The organism is Methylophaga sp. F-2, from assembly GCF_056859315.1.
On sequence record NZ_JBSXOF010000019.1, the window covers coordinates 289370 to 308056 of the forward strand.

33 protein-coding genes are annotated in these 18687 nt (G+C 44.5%); 27 read left to right on the forward strand and 6 right to left on the reverse strand.

The annotated features are described in order from the left end of the window. Positions 1–58: 58 nt before the first annotated feature. The gene (locus tag AC13DA_RS10685; RefSeq protein WP_284451193.1) at positions 59–982 is read left to right on the forward strand and encodes an AEC family transporter; all 924 of its coding nucleotides are present in this window, start codon (positions 59–61) and stop codon (positions 980–982) included. Here the strand turns inward: AC13DA_RS10685 and AC13DA_RS10690 are convergent. Continuing rightward, entirely contained in the window at positions 964–1713 is a 750-nt protein-coding gene (locus AC13DA_RS10690; protein ID WP_284451192.1) for a competence/damage-inducible protein A, read from the reverse strand. The genes AC13DA_RS10685 and AC13DA_RS10690 overlap by 19 nt on opposite strands. After that, complete coding sequence (locus tag AC13DA_RS10695; RefSeq protein ID WP_007145040.1) at positions 1710–2111, reverse strand: group II truncated hemoglobin; 402 nt, start codon at positions 2109–2111, stop codon at positions 1710–1712. The genes AC13DA_RS10690 and AC13DA_RS10695 overlap by 4 nt, the downstream gene beginning before the upstream one ends. Before the next feature lie 131 nt (positions 2112–2242). Between AC13DA_RS10695 and fae the strand changes: the two genes are divergently transcribed. From fae to yoaA, 5 genes are all read left to right on the forward strand, one after another. Beyond that, complete coding sequence (fae, locus tag AC13DA_RS10700) at positions 2243–2791, forward strand: formaldehyde-activating enzyme (protein WP_007145041.1); 549 nt, start codon at positions 2243–2245, stop codon at positions 2789–2791. A gap of 120 nt (positions 2792–2911) precedes the next feature. Continuing rightward, positions 2912–3445 carry a hypothetical protein gene (locus AC13DA_RS10705; RefSeq protein WP_237701193.1) on the forward strand — a complete coding sequence of 178 codons (534 nt, stop codon included), beginning with the start codon at positions 2912–2914 and terminating at the stop codon, positions 3443–3445. A gap of 18 nt (positions 3446–3463) precedes the next feature. Next, on the forward strand, positions 3464–4039 hold the full coding sequence (locus AC13DA_RS10710; RefSeq protein WP_284451191.1) for a LemA family protein: 576 nt from the start codon (positions 3464–3466) through the stop codon (positions 4037–4039). Next, a complete protein-coding gene (locus AC13DA_RS10715; protein ID WP_284451190.1) occupies positions 4040–4951 on the forward strand; it encodes a hypothetical protein in 912 nt (303 codons plus the stop codon). Then, complete coding sequence (gene yoaA / locus AC13DA_RS10720; RefSeq protein ID WP_284451189.1) at positions 4948–6858, forward strand: DNA repair helicase YoaA; 1911 nt, start codon at positions 4948–4950, stop codon at positions 6856–6858. Before AC13DA_RS10715 ends, yoaA begins: the two co-directional genes overlap by 4 nt. Before the next feature lie 6 nt (positions 6859–6864). On the opposite strand, the gene AC13DA_RS10725 is transcribed toward yoaA, so the two are convergent. Together AC13DA_RS10725 and AC13DA_RS10730 are read right to left on the reverse strand one after the other, a co-directional pair. Continuing rightward, entirely contained in the window at positions 6865–7236 is a 372-nt protein-coding gene (locus tag AC13DA_RS10725; RefSeq protein ID WP_272941592.1) for a DUF2237 family protein, read from the reverse strand. Between the two features lie 17 nt (positions 7237–7253). Beyond that, positions 7254–7637 (reverse strand): 4a-hydroxytetrahydrobiopterin dehydratase, encoded by a 384-nt coding sequence (locus AC13DA_RS10730; protein ID WP_007145047.1) that lies wholly within the window; start codon positions 7635–7637, stop codon positions 7254–7256. 135 nt (positions 7638–7772) lie between these two features. Between AC13DA_RS10730 and AC13DA_RS10735 the strand changes: the two genes are divergently transcribed. Further along, positions 7773–8591: a DUF5677 domain-containing protein gene (locus AC13DA_RS10735; protein ID WP_284451188.1), complete on the forward strand. Its 819-nt coding sequence runs from the start codon at positions 7773–7775 to the stop codon at positions 8589–8591. A gap of 101 nt (positions 8592–8692) precedes the next feature. Here the strand turns inward: AC13DA_RS10735 and AC13DA_RS10740 are convergent, their stop codons facing one another. Continuing rightward, a complete protein-coding gene (locus AC13DA_RS10740) occupies positions 8693–9010 on the reverse strand; it encodes a hypothetical protein (protein ID WP_284451187.1) in 318 nt (105 codons plus the stop codon). Positions 9011–9411: 401 nt separating this feature from the next. Here AC13DA_RS10740 and AC13DA_RS10745 point away from each other — a divergent pair, with 401 nt between their 5' ends. The 20 genes from AC13DA_RS10745 to AC13DA_RS10840 all read left to right on the forward strand — a co-directional run bounded on the left by AC13DA_RS10745 (position 9412) and on the right by AC13DA_RS10840 (position 18310). Beyond that, positions 9412–9702 (forward strand): hypothetical protein, encoded by a 291-nt coding sequence (locus AC13DA_RS10745; RefSeq protein ID WP_482945923.1) that lies wholly within the window; start codon positions 9412–9414, stop codon positions 9700–9702. Continuing rightward, entirely contained in the window at positions 9695–11497 is a 1803-nt protein-coding gene (locus AC13DA_RS10750; protein WP_482945924.1) for a replication endonuclease, read from the forward strand. Before AC13DA_RS10745 ends, AC13DA_RS10750 begins: the two co-directional genes overlap by 8 nt. 18 nt (positions 11498–11515) lie before the next feature. Beyond that, complete coding sequence (locus AC13DA_RS10755; RefSeq protein ID WP_482945925.1) at positions 11516–11689, forward strand: hypothetical protein; 174 nt, start codon at positions 11516–11518, stop codon at positions 11687–11689. Beyond that, positions 11686–11952: a hypothetical protein gene (locus AC13DA_RS10760; protein WP_482945926.1), complete on the forward strand. Its 267-nt coding sequence runs from the start codon at positions 11686–11688 to the stop codon at positions 11950–11952. Before AC13DA_RS10755 ends, AC13DA_RS10760 begins: the two co-directional genes overlap by 4 nt. A 1-nt stretch (position 11953) precedes the next feature. After that, positions 11954–12271 carry a hypothetical protein gene (locus tag AC13DA_RS10765; protein WP_482945927.1) on the forward strand — a complete coding sequence of 106 codons (318 nt, stop codon included), beginning with the start codon at positions 11954–11956 and terminating at the stop codon, positions 12269–12271. After that, positions 12272–12469, forward strand: coding sequence for a hypothetical protein (locus AC13DA_RS10770; RefSeq protein ID WP_482945928.1), 198 nt, complete (start codon positions 12272–12274; stop codon positions 12467–12469). 144 nt (positions 12470–12613) lie between these two features. Next, positions 12614–13276: an ATP-binding protein gene (locus tag AC13DA_RS10775; protein ID WP_482945929.1), complete on the forward strand. Its 663-nt coding sequence runs from the start codon at positions 12614–12616 to the stop codon at positions 13274–13276. A gap of 285 nt (positions 13277–13561) precedes the next feature. Beyond that, positions 13562–14344, forward strand: a complete 783-nt coding sequence (locus tag AC13DA_RS10780; RefSeq protein ID WP_482945930.1) for a major capsid protein P2 — start codon at positions 13562–13564, stop codon at positions 14342–14344. 9 nt (positions 14345–14353) lie between these two features. Then, positions 14354–14731 carry a hypothetical protein gene (locus AC13DA_RS10785; protein ID WP_482945931.1) on the forward strand — a complete coding sequence of 126 codons (378 nt, stop codon included), beginning with the start codon at positions 14354–14356 and terminating at the stop codon, positions 14729–14731. Further along, positions 14731–15009, forward strand: a complete 279-nt coding sequence (locus AC13DA_RS10790; protein WP_482945932.1) for a hypothetical protein — start codon at positions 14731–14733, stop codon at positions 15007–15009. The genes AC13DA_RS10785 and AC13DA_RS10790 overlap by 1 nt, the downstream gene beginning before the upstream one ends. After that, a complete protein-coding gene (locus tag AC13DA_RS10795; protein ID WP_482945933.1) occupies positions 15009–15404 on the forward strand; it encodes a hypothetical protein in 396 nt (131 codons plus the stop codon). Before AC13DA_RS10790 ends, AC13DA_RS10795 begins: the two co-directional genes overlap by 1 nt. Further along, positions 15394–15804 carry a hypothetical protein gene (locus AC13DA_RS10800; protein ID WP_482945934.1) on the forward strand — a complete coding sequence of 137 codons (411 nt, stop codon included), beginning with the start codon at positions 15394–15396 and terminating at the stop codon, positions 15802–15804. Before AC13DA_RS10795 ends, AC13DA_RS10800 begins: the two co-directional genes overlap by 11 nt. Continuing rightward, complete coding sequence (locus AC13DA_RS10805; RefSeq protein WP_482945935.1) at positions 15804–16358, forward strand: hypothetical protein; 555 nt, start codon at positions 15804–15806, stop codon at positions 16356–16358. The genes AC13DA_RS10800 and AC13DA_RS10805 overlap by 1 nt, the downstream gene beginning before the upstream one ends. After that, a complete protein-coding gene (locus AC13DA_RS10810; protein ID WP_482945936.1) occupies positions 16358–16690 on the forward strand; it encodes a hypothetical protein in 333 nt (110 codons plus the stop codon). Before AC13DA_RS10805 ends, AC13DA_RS10810 begins: the two co-directional genes overlap by 1 nt. Positions 16691–16692: 2 nt before the next feature. Beyond that, positions 16693–17064 (forward strand): hypothetical protein, encoded by a 372-nt coding sequence (locus AC13DA_RS10815; protein ID WP_482945937.1) that lies wholly within the window; start codon positions 16693–16695, stop codon positions 17062–17064. Further along, entirely contained in the window at positions 17061–17609 is a 549-nt protein-coding gene (locus tag AC13DA_RS10820) for a lytic transglycosylase domain-containing protein (RefSeq protein WP_482945938.1), read from the forward strand. The genes AC13DA_RS10815 and AC13DA_RS10820 overlap by 4 nt, the downstream gene beginning before the upstream one ends. Further along, positions 17606–17833 carry a hypothetical protein gene (locus AC13DA_RS10825; protein WP_482945939.1) on the forward strand — a complete coding sequence of 76 codons (228 nt, stop codon included), beginning with the start codon at positions 17606–17608 and terminating at the stop codon, positions 17831–17833. Before AC13DA_RS10820 ends, AC13DA_RS10825 begins: the two co-directional genes overlap by 4 nt. Further along, the gene (locus AC13DA_RS10830; protein WP_482945940.1) at positions 17833–17988 is read left to right on the forward strand and encodes a hypothetical protein; all 156 of its coding nucleotides are present in this window, start codon (positions 17833–17835) and stop codon (positions 17986–17988) included. Before AC13DA_RS10825 ends, AC13DA_RS10830 begins: the two co-directional genes overlap by 1 nt. After that, positions 17988–18152 carry a hypothetical protein gene (locus AC13DA_RS10835; RefSeq protein WP_482945941.1) on the forward strand — a complete coding sequence of 55 codons (165 nt, stop codon included), beginning with the start codon at positions 17988–17990 and terminating at the stop codon, positions 18150–18152. Before AC13DA_RS10830 ends, AC13DA_RS10835 begins: the two co-directional genes overlap by 1 nt. Then, entirely contained in the window at positions 18152–18310 is a 159-nt protein-coding gene (locus tag AC13DA_RS10840) for a hypothetical protein (RefSeq protein ID WP_482945942.1), read from the forward strand. Before AC13DA_RS10835 ends, AC13DA_RS10840 begins: the two co-directional genes overlap by 1 nt. 36 nt (positions 18311–18346) lie before the next feature. On the opposite strand, the gene AC13DA_RS10845 is transcribed toward AC13DA_RS10840, so the two are convergent. After that, positions 18347–18685, reverse strand: coding sequence for a hypothetical protein (locus AC13DA_RS10845; RefSeq protein WP_482945943.1), 339 nt, complete (start codon positions 18683–18685; stop codon positions 18347–18349). Positions 18686–18687: the final 2 nt, after the last annotated feature.

Below are 18687 nucleotides of genomic sequence, written 5' to 3' on the forward strand. Positions count from 1 at the left end.
TACTTTTGTTTCAGCAGGTAGATTGCTACGATCTACGTTTCATTTATAGGCGATACAGATGTTATTAGTGTTAGTGCAGATGGGCCTGCTTATTGCCTGTGGTTTTGCCTGGAAACAGTGGGCACCAAGACACATCCCAGCCCTGGCGCATCGCCGTGCCTTAACCGATCTGGTTTTCTTTATTTTGCTGCCAGCTCTGGTGCTTGATGTCATTTGGGGCGCGCCGATTGACGAGACCTCACTGAAAATTTCTCTCACAGCATTTTCTGGATTGCTGACAGCAGGCATCATCATGTGGTGTTTATTGCGGTTTATCAAAACCACACCCGAACAGAAAGGTGCGCTAATGCTGGCTGCCATCTTTCCGAACGTGACTTATCTAGGTTTACCTGTCACTAATCAGGTACTGGGGTCATGGAGTAATGCCATTGTGCTGCAATATGACTTGTTTGCCTGCACGCCAGCCTTGATGACCTTTGGCATTTTAATGGCTCATTACTATGGGGGTGCCGGCCAGCATAAAGTCCATCCATTAAAAGAACTGACCAGAGTGCCACCTTTGTGGGCTGTAGTGATTGCGCTTTTATTAAACGTGCTGCATGTGCCGCGTCCTGAACTGATTCATCACACATTAAGCACATTATCAGGCGGTGTGGTGCCACTGATGTTGATTGCCTTGGGCATGAGCATTCGCTGGGACAGCTTGCGATTACGCTATCTGCCTTTGTTACTTCCTGTTGCTGTGATTACCTTGTTACTAGTACCGATTGCTGTCTTTTTTACGGGCGGTTGGTTTGACCTACCTGCTGATATCGCGCTGGCCGTGGTGCTTTTGGCCGCAATGCCGACCATGGTGTTTGGCGTAGTGATCTGTGAACGTTACCAACTGGATAGTCCACTGTATGCTGCGGCAGTCACATTGACGACTTTATTAAGTGTCGTCACTCTGCCTTTATGGTTTCATTATTTACCCGGCGTATAGTCAGACCAGATAAAACCGGCTGCTTCAACCGCTGAAATCACATGTTGCATGGCTTTTTCAATCTGTTCAGCGTCACCACGCAAGCTGAACTCAATCTGAGGTTCAGCGCCGAGTTTAGGTAAGCTCGACAATTTTAACTGTGGATACTGGGCGACAATTTCATTCATTGTTGGCAGTAAATCTGACTCACGACCTTTGGTAATGGTAATAATTCTTTCAGATTTCGGACGTAAACCCTGCAAGTGTGGGTAATGTGTATCTAAAATCCATTCCAACATAGGCCATGACATTTCTGGAAACCCTGGCATAAAGTGATGGTTATCCAAGCTAAAGCCAGGCACGCGATTGATCGTATTGGGAATAATTCGGCTGCCTTCGGGTAAGTGGCCCATCAAAATACGATTAGGATAGGCATCTTGACCAAACTGACCTTCAATTGCTTTGACTGCATCAGGATGAGGTTTAATCTCAACGCCTTTCACCAAAGCAGCCGTCTGGCGGGTTCTATCATCCGGAGTAGCACCAATACCACCAAAACTGAACACCAGGTCAGGACTGTTCATTGAAAAGCGTAAGGCCCGTTCCAGTTGTTGTGGATCGTCACCGACAATTAAGGTCCAGCTAAGCTCTAATTCACGTTTGGCCAGAACGGATTGCAGATGAGCGAAATGTTTATCCTGACGTTTGCCACTCAGAATTTCATCACCAATGATTAGCGCGCCGATATTCATTGTTCTGTGGTCTCGGGACGATTACGCATAAAATCAGCTGTTTGCACAAACGACGCCATGAGTTGTTCTGAAAATAACGGATCTAAATCCATCGATTTCAATGCCTGCGCCATGCAATACAACCATTGATCACGCTCTTCTATACCAATAGAGAAGGGGAGATGCCGAGCTCTGAGTCTGGGATGACCGTATTTATCCGTATATAAGGAAGGGCCACCCAACCAGCCAGTCAGAAATAAATATAATTTTTCTTCACTGATGCTGATGTCTTTTGGGTGATAGTCGCGAATATGTTGTGTTTGGGGTGTCTCACACATAACCTCATAAAAGGTTTTGCATAATTGTCTAACACCGGCTTCGCCACCGATACGTTCGTAGGGAGTTGCTATTTCAGCCATGATCGAATTCAACAAAAAAAGAGTAGTTTAACCTTGTTGAACAAGACGATAAAGCCAATCAAGGTTGCGAGCTCGGTCGCAGACCGGGATAATTACTTCATCTTTTAGCAATCCAACAGGAGAATTATCCTATGAGCGATAGAATTATCATGCGTACAGGTGAAGCACTAGTTGCCGGTGGTCCTGCTTTTACAGCAGCTGAGCCAGAAGTGGTCATCGGTGAATTAGACGGTCCATTTGGTACCGCATTTGCTAACCTGATGGGCGACCAGGTTCAAGGTCACTCACGCGTATTAGCGCTGATGAACACTGACATGCAAGTTAAACCTGCGACATTAATGGTCAGTAAAGTGACTGTTAAGAAAACGGCGTATACCAATATTTTGATGGGTACAGTTCAAGGCGCCATCGCTAATGGTGTATTAGATGCGGTTCGTAACGGCACTATTCCAAAAGAAAAAGCGAATGATTTAGGTATCATCGTTTCTGTTTGGTTGAACCCAAGCATCGTGACTGTTGAAGATTTAGATCACGAAGCTTTATTCAATATTCACCGCGAAGCGACTCGCCGTGCTATCGAAAAAGCTATGAATAATGAGCCTAGCATCGATTATTTATTAGAAAATCAAGATAAATTGGTTCACAAGTATTACCAAAAAGAACTAGATGCAAAAAAATAAAAACTGGAAACTCAATGAGTTAGCTGTGGTCTCTTTATAAGAGGAGATATTCACAGCCTCAAGTTTTAAACGGTCTGTCTATTTAACTGGACAGACCGTTTTTTTTGCCATGTATAATCGGTGGCAAATGAAAAAACATTCAAGGTAGATATGGACCTCTATTCCATTGATAAATTAATGCATGAAACCCGACAGCTCGCGGCCAAATACCGTGAGGCGACCGGAAGTACCTTACCTATTACGGGCGAGATTGCCCGTTTTGATGCTGCTCGAGCACTGAACCTTTCTCTGATTAATGATCCTAACAGCCCGATTGATGCGACTGGTAAAGAGGGTAGTCGTCAGGATAAACGCATTATTATCAAAGGGCGTGCGATTTTTGATAGCAGTAAAGCCAGCCCAAGAATTGGACAATTAAATCCAGAGCAGGATTGGGACCTCGCTGTGTTAGTGCTGTTTGATGAGCACTATGAAGTCGATGAAATCTATGAAGCAAGCCGCGAAGCTATCGCAGAAGCCTTAGATAATAAAAAAGACAGTAACCGAAAAAAACGCGGTGCCATGTCGATTGCACAGTTCAAAATTATCGGTGAACGGGTATGGACACGTGAAAATGGGTCGGAAACCGAAGTATGGGACAACCAGGACGACTAATTATTTGAGGGAAAATGGATGACTATTACCGGATTTATATTTTGGGCCTGCGTTGTTGTTTTAATTGTCTATCTCATCATCATTTATAACAATCTGGTCACGTTGAAACACAATGTCAGCAAAGCCTGGTCAAACATTGATGTATTACTAAAACAACGTCACGATGAATTACCCAAACTGGTCGAAACCTGTCGACAATATATGCAGTATGAACAGGACACTCTGGAAAAAGTCATGCAGGCACGTGCTTCGGTCGCCACTGCCCAACAAAATGGCGATATTTCAGCGTTAGGTTCTGCCGAAGGCGCATTAAGAATGGGACTGGGTAGTTTATTTGCTGTGGCAGAAGCCTATCCCGAACTGAAGGCAGATCAATCATTCCAGCATTTACAGGCACGGATTACCGGCTTGGAAAACAGCATTGCTGATCGCCGTGAATTTTATAATGAAAGCGTCAATATCAATAATGTCCGTATCGAGCAGTTTCCTGATGTTATCCTGGCGCGCTTTTTTGGTTTTAAATCGTTTACTTTGCTCGAATTTACATCTGAAGAACTCGTCGACCTGGACATCAAGAGCTTGTTTGAACGTTAGATGCAGGACTGGCTGGCCTCACTTTCTATTGAGATAAACAAGCTCACTGTTACTGAGTTTTATATTGCGGCGGCGGTCTTATCAGCGATAGTGATCGTATTGTTTTATCAGATGGTAAAACACTATCAATATGCCAGACTGATCGAAAACGTGCCAACGGCTAAAATCCGCTCAGCACCGCAAGGTTATGTTGAACTAATTGGTACGACTGGTTTGATGGAAGGGCCACCGGTTATTTCGCCGATATCTGGGACAAGATGTGTCTGGTTTCGCTATACCATCGAAGAACAAGTCACTGAATATGAAGGAAAAGGGCGTATCAAGTCGCGCTGGAAAGTTATCAAAACACACACGAGTGATGATATTTTCCTGTTAGACGACAGCTCGGATCAGTGCGTGATTGATCCGGATGATGCCAACGTCATCACCAAGCGAAAAAAACGTTGGTATAAACGAGATAGCTTTCCTGCTCGTCGTTATACCGAGTGGAGCATTCTGGAAGGGGAATATCTTTATGCGCTGGGTGAGTTTCAAACCGTAGCCAGCATTGAAGATTCGAGTTTAAAAAATATGATGACTTCCACCTTAAAAGACTGGAAAAAAGATCCCAATGATCTTTTGCATCGATATGATACAAATCGAGATGGCCAGCTTAGCCAGCAAGAATGGGAGCAGGCCAGAAAAGATGCCTATCAGCAGGCCAAAGCAAAAGTTGGTGCAATGGCACATGAAAAACCACTGAGCATACTTAAAGCTTCCACACATAAAGACCAGCCATTTATTTTATCCACTGAGCCTGAAGCAAACTTGATAAACCAGCATAAAAGAGTCGCTTATGCCTGTGGACTTGGTTTTTTTGTCGTGGGTATCTGTCTGGTGTGGATGATAAATCAACGAATAGGGATAGCATGATCGAACGCATTGATGAACTATTTGCAGATAATGGTTTGTTATCAAAACACATTTCAGGATACACCAGCAGAACCCAACAGTTGGAGATGGCACGGCAAGTCGGTGAAGCGCTAACGCATGGCGATATTCTCATCGCTGAAGCCGGCACAGGCACAGGTAAGACCTTTGCCTACCTTGCACCAGCGATGCTTTCAGGACAGAAAGTGTTTATCTCAACGGGTACAAAAAACTTACAAGACCAATTATTTAACAAAGACTTACCGAAACTTCGTGAAGTACTTTCTGTGCCGTTAAAAACTGCTTTATTAAAAGGTCGAAGTAATTATCTATGCCATCACCGTCTTGGATTAGCTGAGTCTGAACCGGGTCAACAATATCACCAACACACTCTGCAAACCTTACGAGAATGGAGCGGTAAAACGACTACTGGGGATTTAAGTGAAACCGATTTATTAGACGAAAACTCCCCGCTATGGCCGAAAGTCACCTCAACTGTTGATAACTGTCTTGGTCAGCAATGCCCACAATACGACGAATGTTTTATTGTTGAAGCCAGACGCAAAGCTCAGGAAGCCGATATAGTAGTCGTTAACCACCACTTACTGATGTCGGATATGGCACTGAAATCGTCGGGGCAAGGTGAGGTCTTACCTGATGCCGATGCATATATTATTGATGAAGCCCATCAACTTCCGGCAATTGCCAGTCAATTCCTCGGACATCGAGTCAGCAGTCATCAAATTCAAGAGTTAAGTCGCGACAGCATTCGTGAAATGGAAGCTGAAGCTACCGATATGAACGATATTCGCAGTGCGGCAGAACAACTGGATAATCGCTTACACCAATTTAATCTGTCCCTGGGCGAGCATGAGCAACGTGTTCCCTGGCAGCCTGTGTTAGAGAAGTCTCAAGATATTATAGAAAAGCTTGATATCTTATTGGAATCATTAGAAAAACTGGAGATCCAACTTGATGCTGCAGCCGAGCGGGGCAGAGGCCTGGAACAGTGTCACCAACGTTGTCAGGATTTGATTGAACGATTGTCTTTATTTCAGCAAAACGAACAAACAGAACTGGTGTTGTGGTTGGATAACCGTAGCTCGAGTTTTATTTTGCATGCCACACCTCAAGAAGTTAGTCAGTATTTTCAAACCTGGATAAAAGATAAACCGCAGGCCTGGATATTCACTTCAGCCACACTCACTGTGGCAGGCAAGTTTAATAACTTCACGCATCAGTTAGGTTTGGAAGATCCGGTAACAGCCAGTTGGCAAAGTCCCTTTGATTATGGCAAACAAAGCTTACTTTATATGCCCACCATTCCGGTTGAACCCTCACACCCGAACTACAATAGTCATGTGGCTGAAGTAGCGAAATCGGTGATTGAACACAGCCAGGGACGCATTTTTTTATTATTCACCAGCTATAAAGCCATGCATGAAGTTGCTGAGGCCTTGAAAGAATCTGATTATCCGGTGCTGGTACAAGGCTCAGGCGCCAAAACCCAGTTACTAGAAGAATTTCGCAGTCATGGCAATGCTATTTTGCTTGGCACCAATAGCTTCTGGGAAGGCGTGGATGTGCGGGGTGAAGCGCTGTCCTGTGTGTTAATTGATAAAATTCCCTTTGCTTCACCCGGTGATCCCGTGTTGGAAGCCCGTATTAATGACTTAAAAGAGCGGGGCGGTAACCCTTTTCGAACGATCCAAATCCCGGCTGCCGTTATTCAATTGAAACAAGGGATTGGCCGCCTCATTCGTGATACCCATGATTCAGGAGTATTGGTACTCTGCGATCCCCGCTTTTTAAGTAAACCTTACGGTAAAGTGTTTATGCGTAGTTTACCGCCCATGCCAATAAGCCAGAATATTGAAGATGTAGAAAGGTTTTTTACCAGTCACACGTAACAAGGTCTAATTCAGATCTGCCGCATATTCTTTTAAAACTTCAAGCGGAATCACTTCAGTCGCACGCTGATGTGTGGCTGCCAGATAGATTTTTGGTGCCATGTCGTGCTCATAGGCTTCCAACCAGCGTTGAGCACATAAGCACCAGCGATCGCCTGGTTTCAAACCAGGAAAACCAAATTCTTTCACCGGCGTGGTTAAATCATTACCACGGAAACGTGAATATTCCAGAAATGCCTGACTAACTTGCACACAAACCGTGTGCTGACCGTAGTCAGCATCACTGGTATTACAACAACCATCACGGTAAAAGCCCGTGAGAGGTTCTTCACTACAACTTTCTAACTTTTCACCAAAGACATTCAAAGACTCATCAATATCCATTTAGCTATCCACTAATCGTATTTAATATATTTAAAGCGAGCATCATCAGGGGTGCCAACTAATGCACCATCATCCAGGCCAGGCTGCCACATCACAACTTCTTCAAATTTCTTGGCTAGCTCAAAATCTTTATCCGTAATGCCTTTGGCTGCATGGTTGGTGAGTTTGACGATAACAAACGCGTAAGACACCGTTAAATCCGGATGATGAAATGCCGCCTCTGCTAAATGACCGATGGTATTGACCACCATCAAGGTACTTTTCCAGCCACTGGTTTTATATTTGCGACGTATCCAGCCGTTCTCTAAATACCAATGTGGAAGCTCTTGTTTTAAACGTGCTTCAACTTCTTCATCTGTATAGGTTTTTTCTGTACCATCTTCACGCCATCCCATATTATTCTCCTTATCTATGTATCTGTTCACACCAGTTATACAGAAATGAAATCATGAGTCAAAAACAGATCAGGCTTTGTAAGCCAAGCAGGTAAGCGTAAGATAGATAATCACTAAGCAATAAAAGAGGTTTTTATGTCAGAGCAAACAAGTTTTAAGGATACAGGCTTTCTATCAGAGCAATCACGAACAGGAACGCTCAGTGTTGAAATGCACCAGACTCCACAATACCTTGTTTGTGAAGATTTAAGCCAGTTGGGGCAATCGATTTTAAATCACTGCCACATTCATCCTGATGATAAAAATGAAGTCTATCTAAGCCTTTATTTCCAACGCATGCTCTCTCACTTTCAATCTATTCTGCTGATGGCCGAACGGGGCATGATTCATGAAACAGAAATCATGTCGCGTTGTTTACTAGAGGCCTTATTCAATCTCGCGGCATTTTATCGTCATGAAGACTTTCTCGAAGCCATGACCGAAGGTGATACCGATCAAAGAAGGGAAGTGCTGACACGCTTTTATCTGAAACAGCTCGAGATTCATGCTTTAACCGAACTTGAGATGAATGATTTGGAACGCATGATAAACAGCGCGGATGAAATTAACCGTGGTGATGTCAGTACTGCTATCAAAGCTGAAATGGCCGGTTTGATGAGTGAATATCGCACAGAATATGCCTTTTTAAGCGAAACCGTTCATTCTCGAATTCACTCTGTCGAACAAGATCTTGAAATGGATGATCATCAGATTATTGTCGGTATTGCCACCCGAGCCGAAGACACCAATCGTTTAGCCAGTTTATTAATGAACGCGGCAGATTATCTGATAGACGGCATTAGCATAATGCTTGAACTTCATAAACAGCCAGAACAATCAGCACACTTTGAACAAATCAAAAGACAAGTTCACAAAGTCTGGCAAAACACGACCGTCAAAGTAGCACACCGCTAAAATCGACATATTCAGATTTTAAAATCTGCAGGGTAATTACCCGAAACCAACGTCAGATTTTAAATTTTGAACATACAAAGAAGAGGGGGCGATTATGCAAATTAATCGCTCTTTTTTTTATGACTCTCTTTTTGTTTTCTTTGCCTCAGATTCTTTTCATAAAGTTCATCCGCCAATTTTCTAGTAATACGCGATGCTAGAATTTCTACGCTGGTAAATTTCTCTCCAGAGGGTGACCACAGATAACCATTGCCAAAAGACCAACCCTCAAAACAATTCCGACGGCCGATACTTGGCATCTTGCCACCAAGCAATAAAAGACACTCAATAATTACTTTGGGGGCATGGTTTGTTTTTTCATAATTAGCCACAGTGCCTGGTGATATTTCCAGGTACTCAGCCACTTGTTTCTTTGTCATTCTGGCTGCATATCGAGCCTTTCTGAACGTTATCTTCATCACAAATATCTGTGCTTTTAACCACCAAAAGAGGTGGGTCTTAAGAAAACTATGTAAATACTCACATCTATTAGAGAAAGCATTATTATATATTCTATTTAACATAATATATATTGACTTTAACTATGCGCTGCAAGTCACTGAAAACACAGATATTTTGAAAAAGAGCGGTGCTGGTTGCACAGCTTAAATATGACGTGGATCAAGTGAGTCGTCAAGTGTCAAGACTGTTTTTATAAGTCATTCCCTGTTGAAAATAGCCACCGCCGGAGTAGCTACCGGACGAAGTTTTTCCTGTCTCGCTGGGCGCAAAAGTGCCCAGCTAGAGAAAGGAAAAAAGGTTAGAAAAAAGGGAAAACGAAGTGACAGAAAACAGTGTAAAAATTAAAAACGAATACATACACAAAATCAGGCAGATTTTGGGGAAAAAAGACCCGTTCTCATCTTATTGGGATGATGAGCTTAACCACAACGAGCGGCGGGCGGTTATGTTGTTTGCTGGTATTGCTTTAGAGCCAAGCCAGCGGGCACAAAAACAATTCATTAATAAGCCATTCGGCGAACATATAGCCAGAGATAAAAAGCGAATAAAGCAAGCAACCGAGAATATGACGGTATGGGCTGAGGTTAAGTCGGGGTTAGTCAATGCGTGAGCCTTTAGACATTGCACAGCCTTTTTTTGATGACCGAGAGTTTGTGTCTGGAATCTTGGAGCAATTGCCGATTCGCTGGGCATTTGGTTATGCAAAAAAATACAATCAAATTTTGAACGATGAAAAGCAGGGCAGACGTGAGGCTAATCTGTACCTGCTGGAAAAGCGTGATTCTTTAAAAGTGCATCCGGTCGGGTTGGGTGCATCAGATGATGAAATACAGAGCGCAGCAAAAGCAAAAGCAAAACACTATCAAGAGCGAATAAGCCAGCTAGTAAAACATGAATTGTCATGGCTTGGTGTCGAGCAAAATCCCAGCGGTCAGGATTGGGAGTTTCTTTATAAAGAAATTGAAAAGGAAATAAAGCCTTTAGGGGTTAAGGCTCCGCCTTTAAAGACTGGCTCAACTTACGAGACATTATGTAAGCGTTTTGCCTGTCCTGTTTGGTGGCGTAGAGCTTTAAGGGTTGCAGTTAATCGACACGTTGAACATGAGGCAATCAAGGCGGGTTTGGTTGGTTTCAAATCAAATTATGTCAGTAATGAGACTTTAAAGCGTCGGGAGCAGCAAAACAGAAGAAACAGCCAGTTATTAGAGTTTATCGAGGCTGAAAACGATGTTGGTTATAAGGCATCACTGGCGGAGCTGTCGGCGGCTGGGGTGTCCAATCCTGTAAACCGTAAAAATGAATTAATGGTAAGGATTCGTGGGCTAGAAGAAGAAGCCAAAAGAAAAGGGCTTGTATGTGAGTTCTACACGCTGACGTGTCCGAGTAAGTATCACGCCACAAGCAACGGCAGGCCAAACCCAAAATATAACGGCGAAAGCCCGAAGCAGGCGCAGAAATATCTATCTGATATTTACAGCCGGATAAGGGCAAAACTTCACAGAAACAAATTAAATCCTGTCGGTTTTCGGGTGGCTGAGCCACACAAGGACGCCTGTCCGCATTGGCATTTCTTGCTGTTCATTGAGAAGTCAAACGCAGCACAGATGCGTGCCATTTTCAGGGAGCACGCTTTAAAAGAAGATGGTGACGAAAAAGGGGCATATCTTGCCCGTTTTAAGCCTGTGAGAATCGACCCAAACAAAGGCAGCGCGGCGGGCTATATAGCTAAGTACATAGCAAAAAATGTATCTATGGACGGCTTGGACGATTTCGACAGAGACGGCAAAAGTGCCAGTGATGGCCTTTTACGTTCTGTTGCTTGGGCTGCTACATGGGGAATACACCAATTCCAAGAAATAGGAAACAAAGTAATAGGCAAATGGCGAGAGCTGAGACGCATTAGAAATGAGCAGGACTTGCCGGAGTGTGTAAAGCCTTTATGGCGTGCGGCTGATGCTGGCGAGTATGCAGCATTTCTGCGTGAGCTTATGGGGCGAGAGGTTGAGTATTTGAGAGAAACAGAGAAGGAAATGGATTTGTATAAAAAGTCATTTGTTCCAGATGAAAAGAGCTTTTTTGGAAAGCAGGAATACATAAAAAGCGGTGTTCTGGTCACTGGTCTTTTAAACAGATATGGGGAGCCAGCTTTAGGCGCTGTAAAAGGGTTGATTGTTGACAAAGTGGAAGTGATAACGCGGTTTTTTAAGTGGTCATTTTCTTATAAAGAGCAGGGCTTGCCAGAGGTGGACGTGAAGGCAAGTTTTAAAGGTCTGGAAATGGGGGAGGTTAAAACGACAAAACAGAAGTCTAGCCGTAAGGCGTTATTAGTTCGTGCCGCTCATGGCATGAATGGTTTTTTTTCTTTTTCAATGAACGCGAAGCGGTCATTGCTTGGACTGGTGTAAATAGTTGTACGGTGAATTATGAGTGAAAAAAAATTAAGGGAACGACTCCATAGAGTGACCGAGCAGGTCAGAAATATTAAAAAAATGCCTTTGTTGCAGCGTGCCAGCGCGGCGGAGCAGTGCCTAGAAAGTACGCTTTATTTAGTTGAGGGCATCATTGATGAGTTGGAGATTCTAGGGGGTAATAAGTGATTTATCCCGCCAGTATGGAAACGAGTGAAGCCAGAAAACAGGTAGAAAGCAACAGAAAGAAAAGAGAGGCGAGAGAGGCGGCTATTCGTAGACGTTCAAAAGCCTGTCCAGTGATAAAGGCGTTAGATTCGGCAATAAATGTAGAGTTGGTTGATATTCAACATGCAATTGATTTGATGATTATTAGTGTATCAGATATGCCAGAAGGGGCGGCAACAGTCGAGCTATTGAATAAGTTGAAATTAAAAGCGGGGGTGTTTTGATTTGAAAGCAAAGAATCCAAAGGTGGGGGAGATAACTTGTCGTCATCATGACGATGTGCAAGTTATAGCGGGCGTGTTCAAAAGCCTGAAAACAGCAAAGCTGTATATAAATTGCAGTGAGTGCGGGTTAATAATGCCGACTTTGCCAGCGTTTCAGGCATACATTAAAAAACACGCAAAATTCAATATGGACATTGCGGCGCTTTATAAGCCTGCAAATGATGAAAGTTACGAAAGTAAAAGTATTGAGCCTGCCAATGATGCCAAGTACGAGCAAAAAAAACGGGCTAACAGTTTTGAAGATGAAATGGGGCTATAAATGACAAGCGAAGCAATAAAACAAGATGACGATTTTAAGCATCTGGAATCACAGATAAATGATGAGGAACCCATGCAGGCGGCAAATGATGCAGCCTATGTGGAGCCAGCACAGCCAGAAACAAGGCAAATTGTCCAGCCATTGCTGGAAATGGGGTTTCTAATTGGGGCGTTTCACAGCCGGAAATTGAGCAGTTAAGCGGGGCTTATGCTGATTTACTGGATAAATATTTCCCTGATGGGTTAGGTGATCACGGGCTGGAAATTAACGCAGTATTAATCACTGGCGCAATTGTTTTGCCAAGGCTGAGAACGCCACGAAAGCAACACATAGAAGCGGCAAATGACGCCAGTTATGACCAAAAGGAAGGGGGGAGTAATGCCGAGGCTTGATAACTCGCAAAAGGCGGAGATAGTCCTTGTAAGTGGTAGCAGTGGGAGCAGAAAAACGACCTATGTTAAAAAAATCATTGCCAGACGTAAGCGGGTTGCTGTTTACGATGCCGCTAAGCATGAATACGGAGACGTACAGGGAATTGTTATTGCCAAAACACAAAGAGAGCTTTTAAACCTGCTGAAAACACACAAAACAGAGGCGCTAAAAGTGGCTTTTCAACCGCCTAGACCATGTGCGAAAAGTTTTGAGTTCTTTTGTAATTGTATGATGGCATGGGGCTGGGCTACGGTGGTCGCGGAGGAGTTGGCAGACGTAACAACGCCAAGCAAGGCGCCTGCGGGTTGGGGTGATGTTTGCCGAAAAGGGCGCGCTATTGGTTTAAAAATCTACGGATTAACACAAAGGCCAGCGGAAAGCGACAAGACCATTATAGGCAATGCTTCAATGCTTCACGCTGGGAGGCAAACCAGAGCAGCCGACCGGAAATATATGGCGGCGGAGCTAAATATAAATCCAGATGATTTAATGCTGGATGATGGCGAATATATTGAATTTATCCCATCAAAAGCAGGCAAAGAGGGGGCATATAAAAAAGGCGTTACAACATAAAAAAATAGCGCAGTTTTTAAAGATAAAGGGGCGGTTAGCCCCTTTTTTTTGGCCTTTTGTTCTTTATAAGGAAATATGATTTAAACGTGTTGTTTATATCGACTTTTATTATTTAACTGGTATCGACCGCATAGCGGGGAAAACATTTAAATAACTAAGGGATGGAAGTAATGCCAAGCATTAAAACAATTTTAAAAACTGCGGCTATCGTGGTCGCCACTATGGCGGTAGTAAACCGCGTCGAAGCTGCTAGTAATTTCGTAAACAACAAGTAAGGGGCAGTAAATGCGTTTAACAAAATCACTGCCAAGCCTTGCGAATGTCGGAGCAGGTCAAACAGCGACTTTAAACTGTCCTGTAGGTCTGACTTATGACCGCATTGAATTTGAATATTCAGGCGTCACACTGGCACAAATGAAAAATGTTGAAGTCGTCATTAATGGTAAACCTGTGATGACCTTTAAGGACATGGCGCGAGTTAAAAAACTAAATGACTATTACGGTCGTGCGGAAACATCAGGCTTTATCACGCTGCATTTTGCCCGCCCTGAAATGGTGGCGCTACGTGATCAGCGATTAACGGCGCTGGGCACGCAAGATGTATCAACGCTGGCGATTAATATTGATATTGATAGCGGCGCGACGGCACCAGTTATCAAGGCGCACGCGGTACAGTCTGAGCCTCAACTGCTGGGCGCATTTATTAAAGTGCGTGAATTTCAATTTGATGCATCAGTTGCCGGAACAATGGAAATTTCAACACTTCCAAAAGGCCCGCGCATCATGGCTTTACACGCTTTTAAATCAGACGTTAATGACTTAGAAGTAGAGATTGACAGTCAAAAAGTATTTGACGCTTCCAAGACACTGGCGCAAGCAATTCAGAAAGGATACGGGCGCACGCCACAGACGGCGGATGCTACGCATTTCGATACATGCTTAGAGGGTGATTTAGCTCAGTCTCTTGTCACTCAAGGCGCTCAGGATTTGCGCTTTCGTATGGATTTAGGCAGCGCGGGTGCAGTCTCTTTGCTGGTTGAGTATTTAGACGGCTTTAACGGCATTTAAGGGGGCTTTATGTTTGGTGCATCAGCGGATGACATTTTTGCTTCTGACGTTTTGGACGCTTCCTATAATGCGCCGTCAACGACTGGAACCAGTGGCATTTCTAGCGGCTCATTAATAGACCGCGTTTTTGCTACTGGCTCTGATTTTGTTAGTCAGTTTTTAGACTTTCAAGCGGCGCAACGTTTGCAGCAAGAGCAGTTCAAGTATCAATTGGCGGCTCAGCAGCAAGCGCAAATGCTGGGAACCACTGAGGTTCCGCAGAATGTAAGCGTTCAGCCTACGCCGATTTATGTGCCGACAAGTTCTGATAGCTTTGGCGGTGTAGATAAAAAATGGTGGTTGCTGTTGGCTGCTGCTGCTGTGACTTATGCAGTGGTTAAAAAGTAATGTGGGGACAGTTGGCAGCGCTTGGGCTTCAAGCGGTATCAGCGGGTGAAGAAAGAAAGTCGGCAGGAGGTGCAGCGCCTGCCGCAACTTCGCCCGTTTCGGTGTCGGTGGGCGGGTTAAATGTGCCCGCCTTTCCTGATTTCCCACGTATCAATACAACCTATGCAGGCTTTAACTCTGGTCAAGCAAATGCAAATCAACTGGTCACAGATAACCGGATTTTGTATATAGCGGGTGCTGCTGTCTTGGTGGTGTTCATTCTCAAAAAAGTAAATTAATGATTGAGCTAGTAAAAGAGAAATGGAGCAGCGAGGCGGCGGAAGGTCTGGCGCTTGCGCTGGGTGATACTTTGCCAGTTGTTGGCGGAGACGTTCAGCGGGGGCGCTGTGAGCTTTGGCGCGTAGTCGGTTACGGTTGGGCGGTGACGTGCTTGGAAGAGCGGGCAAACGGGCTGGTGTTGGTGATGGTAGGCGGGCAAAAAGCCGAAAAGGCAGCGTTTTGTTATGAGGACAGCTTGAAGGCGTTCTGCAATTTGGCGGCAAATGTCGGCGCGGTAGCTGTTGAGGTGTCAACGCATAGGCGCGGCATAGGCCGTATTGTTGAGGGGCTAGGCTTTGAGGAAGTCGGGCGAAAGTATGAATTAAATTTAGAAGCGGTGACCAATGGGAAGTAGTAGCAGCAAAAGCAGTGCAAGCACTACCACAACGACAAATACTAAAAATGTCAATGTGCAAGGCGTGCAGGGCACAAGTATTTTTACCGATGGCGCTGTGAATGTAACGGACGCCGGAGCCGTTCAGGGGGCGCTCGGTATTGGTCAGGATGCAGTGGCAGGGATTACTGCGGTTACACAAGCATTTTTAGATGCTCAAGAGCGTGTAAATAATGCGGCAATGGGGCTTGCTGATGGTGTGGCGGCTGGCGCGGGACAGTATGCCGAAAAGGTGTCTGACTTAGCCAAAACGGCAGCAACGGATGACACGGCGGAAACTATCCAGACAATGATTAAATATGGGGCAGGCGCGGCGGCAATCGTGGCGGGTGTCTACTTCTATTCTAAAAAGGCGAAGTAATGCGGCGTTATAAGTTAAAACTCAAGGCGGGGGAAAGTACGCCTTTATCAGTGGTCGGGGATTATTTCCGAGTGATTTCCGGTGAGGCTGAATTTTCAGTGCAGCCGGACACGGGCGCGAGTCTGGCGGGGCTAGAGTCTGGCATGTCTTTAACGACAGAAAAGCCATTTTCAAAACTGACATTGCAAAGTGCTGTAACTCAAGAAGTCAGCATTATTGCGGGCAAGGGAAAGATTGACGACAACCGCACAAGCATATCGGGAAGTGTTGACGTTTTTAGTAAGGCTGAATCATTAATTGTGTCAAGTGATACGGTCAGCGGAACAGCAAAAAAGATTCTTGATTATGACGTGTCAAGACGCTCTTTTGTGCTAATGAATAATAACGATGATGGTGTGCTGTTTATTGGTTCAGATTCGGGGGTATTGCCTGCAAACGGGATGCCTTTAGATGCAAAACAGCAAATAACGATTGATAAGGCGGCAAGGGCTGAAATATGGGCGGTTTCTGATGGCTTAAGTGTAGATTTGAGGATATTGGAGGAGATCAGTTAATGTCAGGATTGGCCACAAATTTAAAACCGATAAAAAAACACTATGGTTTAGGCGTTAATCAACAGGTTGTCGATGTTATCGCGGATAGGGCTTTCAATGTGGTTTATACCAACACAACCAGCAAAACGATAGCCGTATTTGTGGGAAGTATTGTTTATGTCGGAGCCTATCGCATGATGTATGCGGAGATAGACGGGGAAATGTGCCCTTTTTCTGGTGATGCTTCACCGACTGGTCAGAGCTGGTGCGGTGGGATGTTCCTAGTTCCTGCTGGTTCAGAATATCAAGTTGTAGCGAGCGGGACTATTTCAGATTGGCGGGAGCTGAGATAGTCATGAAGTATTTTAAAAGAAACGGGCAAATATTCGCTTTTGAGTCAGACGGAAGTCAGGACAATTTTATAAAGCCTGAAATGCAGCCATTAACGGCTGATGAGGTTGCGGAAGTATTAGCACCTGTTAAGCCGCAAATAAAAGCAGTTTCTATGCGTCAGGCAAGACTAGCTCTTTTAAAAAAAGGCTACTTATCACAAGTTGAAACAATTATTAATAACTTGCCAGATGAGGAGCGTTTAGCGGCTCAAATAGAATGGGAGTTTGCCGGAGCAGTGGATAGGGATGAAAAATTGACACGGGTTTTAGTGGCGGGGCTTAACCTAACAGAGCAGCAAGAAAATGAACTTTTTGAACTGGCGGCGACATTATGACAATTGAAAAAATCATTGCAGCGTTAGGGCTGGGGTTGATAGCGGCAAAGCTATCGAAGGAGCAAGAGCAAGCGATTCTTTTACCACTGGTCAACACAATGAAGGGAAGTTATGCGACGGTCAGCGGTTTTAATACGTGGATTCCACCCAAAAGCGCGGAGCCTTACTTGTACCAGCTCCAGAAAACAGAGATTAAATATTCGTTACCTGAAAATCTGCTGGTTAGGGTGGCGTATCAAGAAAGCCGATTCCGCGATGACATAATCAAGGGTGACACGGTAAGTGGTGCGGGTGCGGTTGGAATTATGCAGATTGTGCCGCGATGGCATCCAAATGTAGACCCGTTAAACGTCAATGAGGCGATTGACTACGCGGGGCAATACCTGAGAAGCCTATACACGCAAACAGGTTCGTGGCTAATGGCGCTTGCGGCTTATAACTGGGGTATAGGAAACCTAAAGAAAAAAGGCTTTGCCAATGCGCCAAAAGAGACGCGGCAATATGTGGAACAGATAGCGGATGACGTATTGAAGGGGTACGCATGACAAAAAGCACAAAGGATTTAGTTTTAATGGGGGCGGCATTGATTGGGGCTTATGCTGCATGGCTGCAAATTAAGAAAGAAAAACAGTTTTCTAGTGAGTTTTCAAACTGGTTTAGCTCCGGTTCATTTGGGGCGGGTTCTTTCGACTTTTACGGTCAGAATGATGACTTTTTGGCGCGATATATGGATGAGTCCTACGTAGATACACACATGAGGGCTTTGTGATGCCTATATGGTTGATTCCTTCGCTGGTAGGTGGTGCGGCGGGCTGGATTGCGTCCGATGTTACCGATTCAGTATCGGAAAATAATAAATTGTTCTGGGTGGCTGTTGGGGCTGCTGGTTTTTGGTATGCACACAAAAAGGGGGTGTTTAAATAATGGGTTTTATTGTTGAAAGATTGACAGAGCGCAGCTCATGGGTTGGCTTGGTTGCTATCCTGACGGGGGCAGGTGTTCAGGTTGCACCTGAGCTGCAAGGCGCTATCGTTTCGGTGGGCTCGGGTATTGCGGGATTGATTGGCTTTTTCACGCGGGATAAATGATGGAGTATGCACCGGAAATAATCGCGTCGTGCGGAATTGCGATGGTCGGCTGGTATTTAAATAGAATGACTAACCAGCTCGACACAATACACGAAGATATGCGGGACATTGTGCAGCGTGTCGTAAAACTGGAAACAATGGCAGAGGTGAGGCTATAAAAAAAGGCGGAATAAATCCGCCTTTTTTGTGCCTGGCTAAAATGTGAGAGTCGTAGCCCGCTCGTTATCAATAAAAACCATACAATTAATAACTTCGTTTAATATCTGAGTTTGTCTAGTACATACGGCGGATGCGTCATAATTGCCATAAGTGCCGTTTAATTCCATTGAGTCGGAAAATATAGGCATCTTGCCTTGTAGTGTGGGTGTGCCGTCAAAATAGATATTTAACGCTGTACTAAACTCGTTATAGTCTCCGCTGATTTTAATAGCTTGCTGAGCGTTGCTTGGGCGGTAAACCTGAGAGGGTGCAGTAGTTGCACAGCCAGACAGTACAGACAGTAAAAGAAGGGCGAATATTGATAGTTTTTTCATTG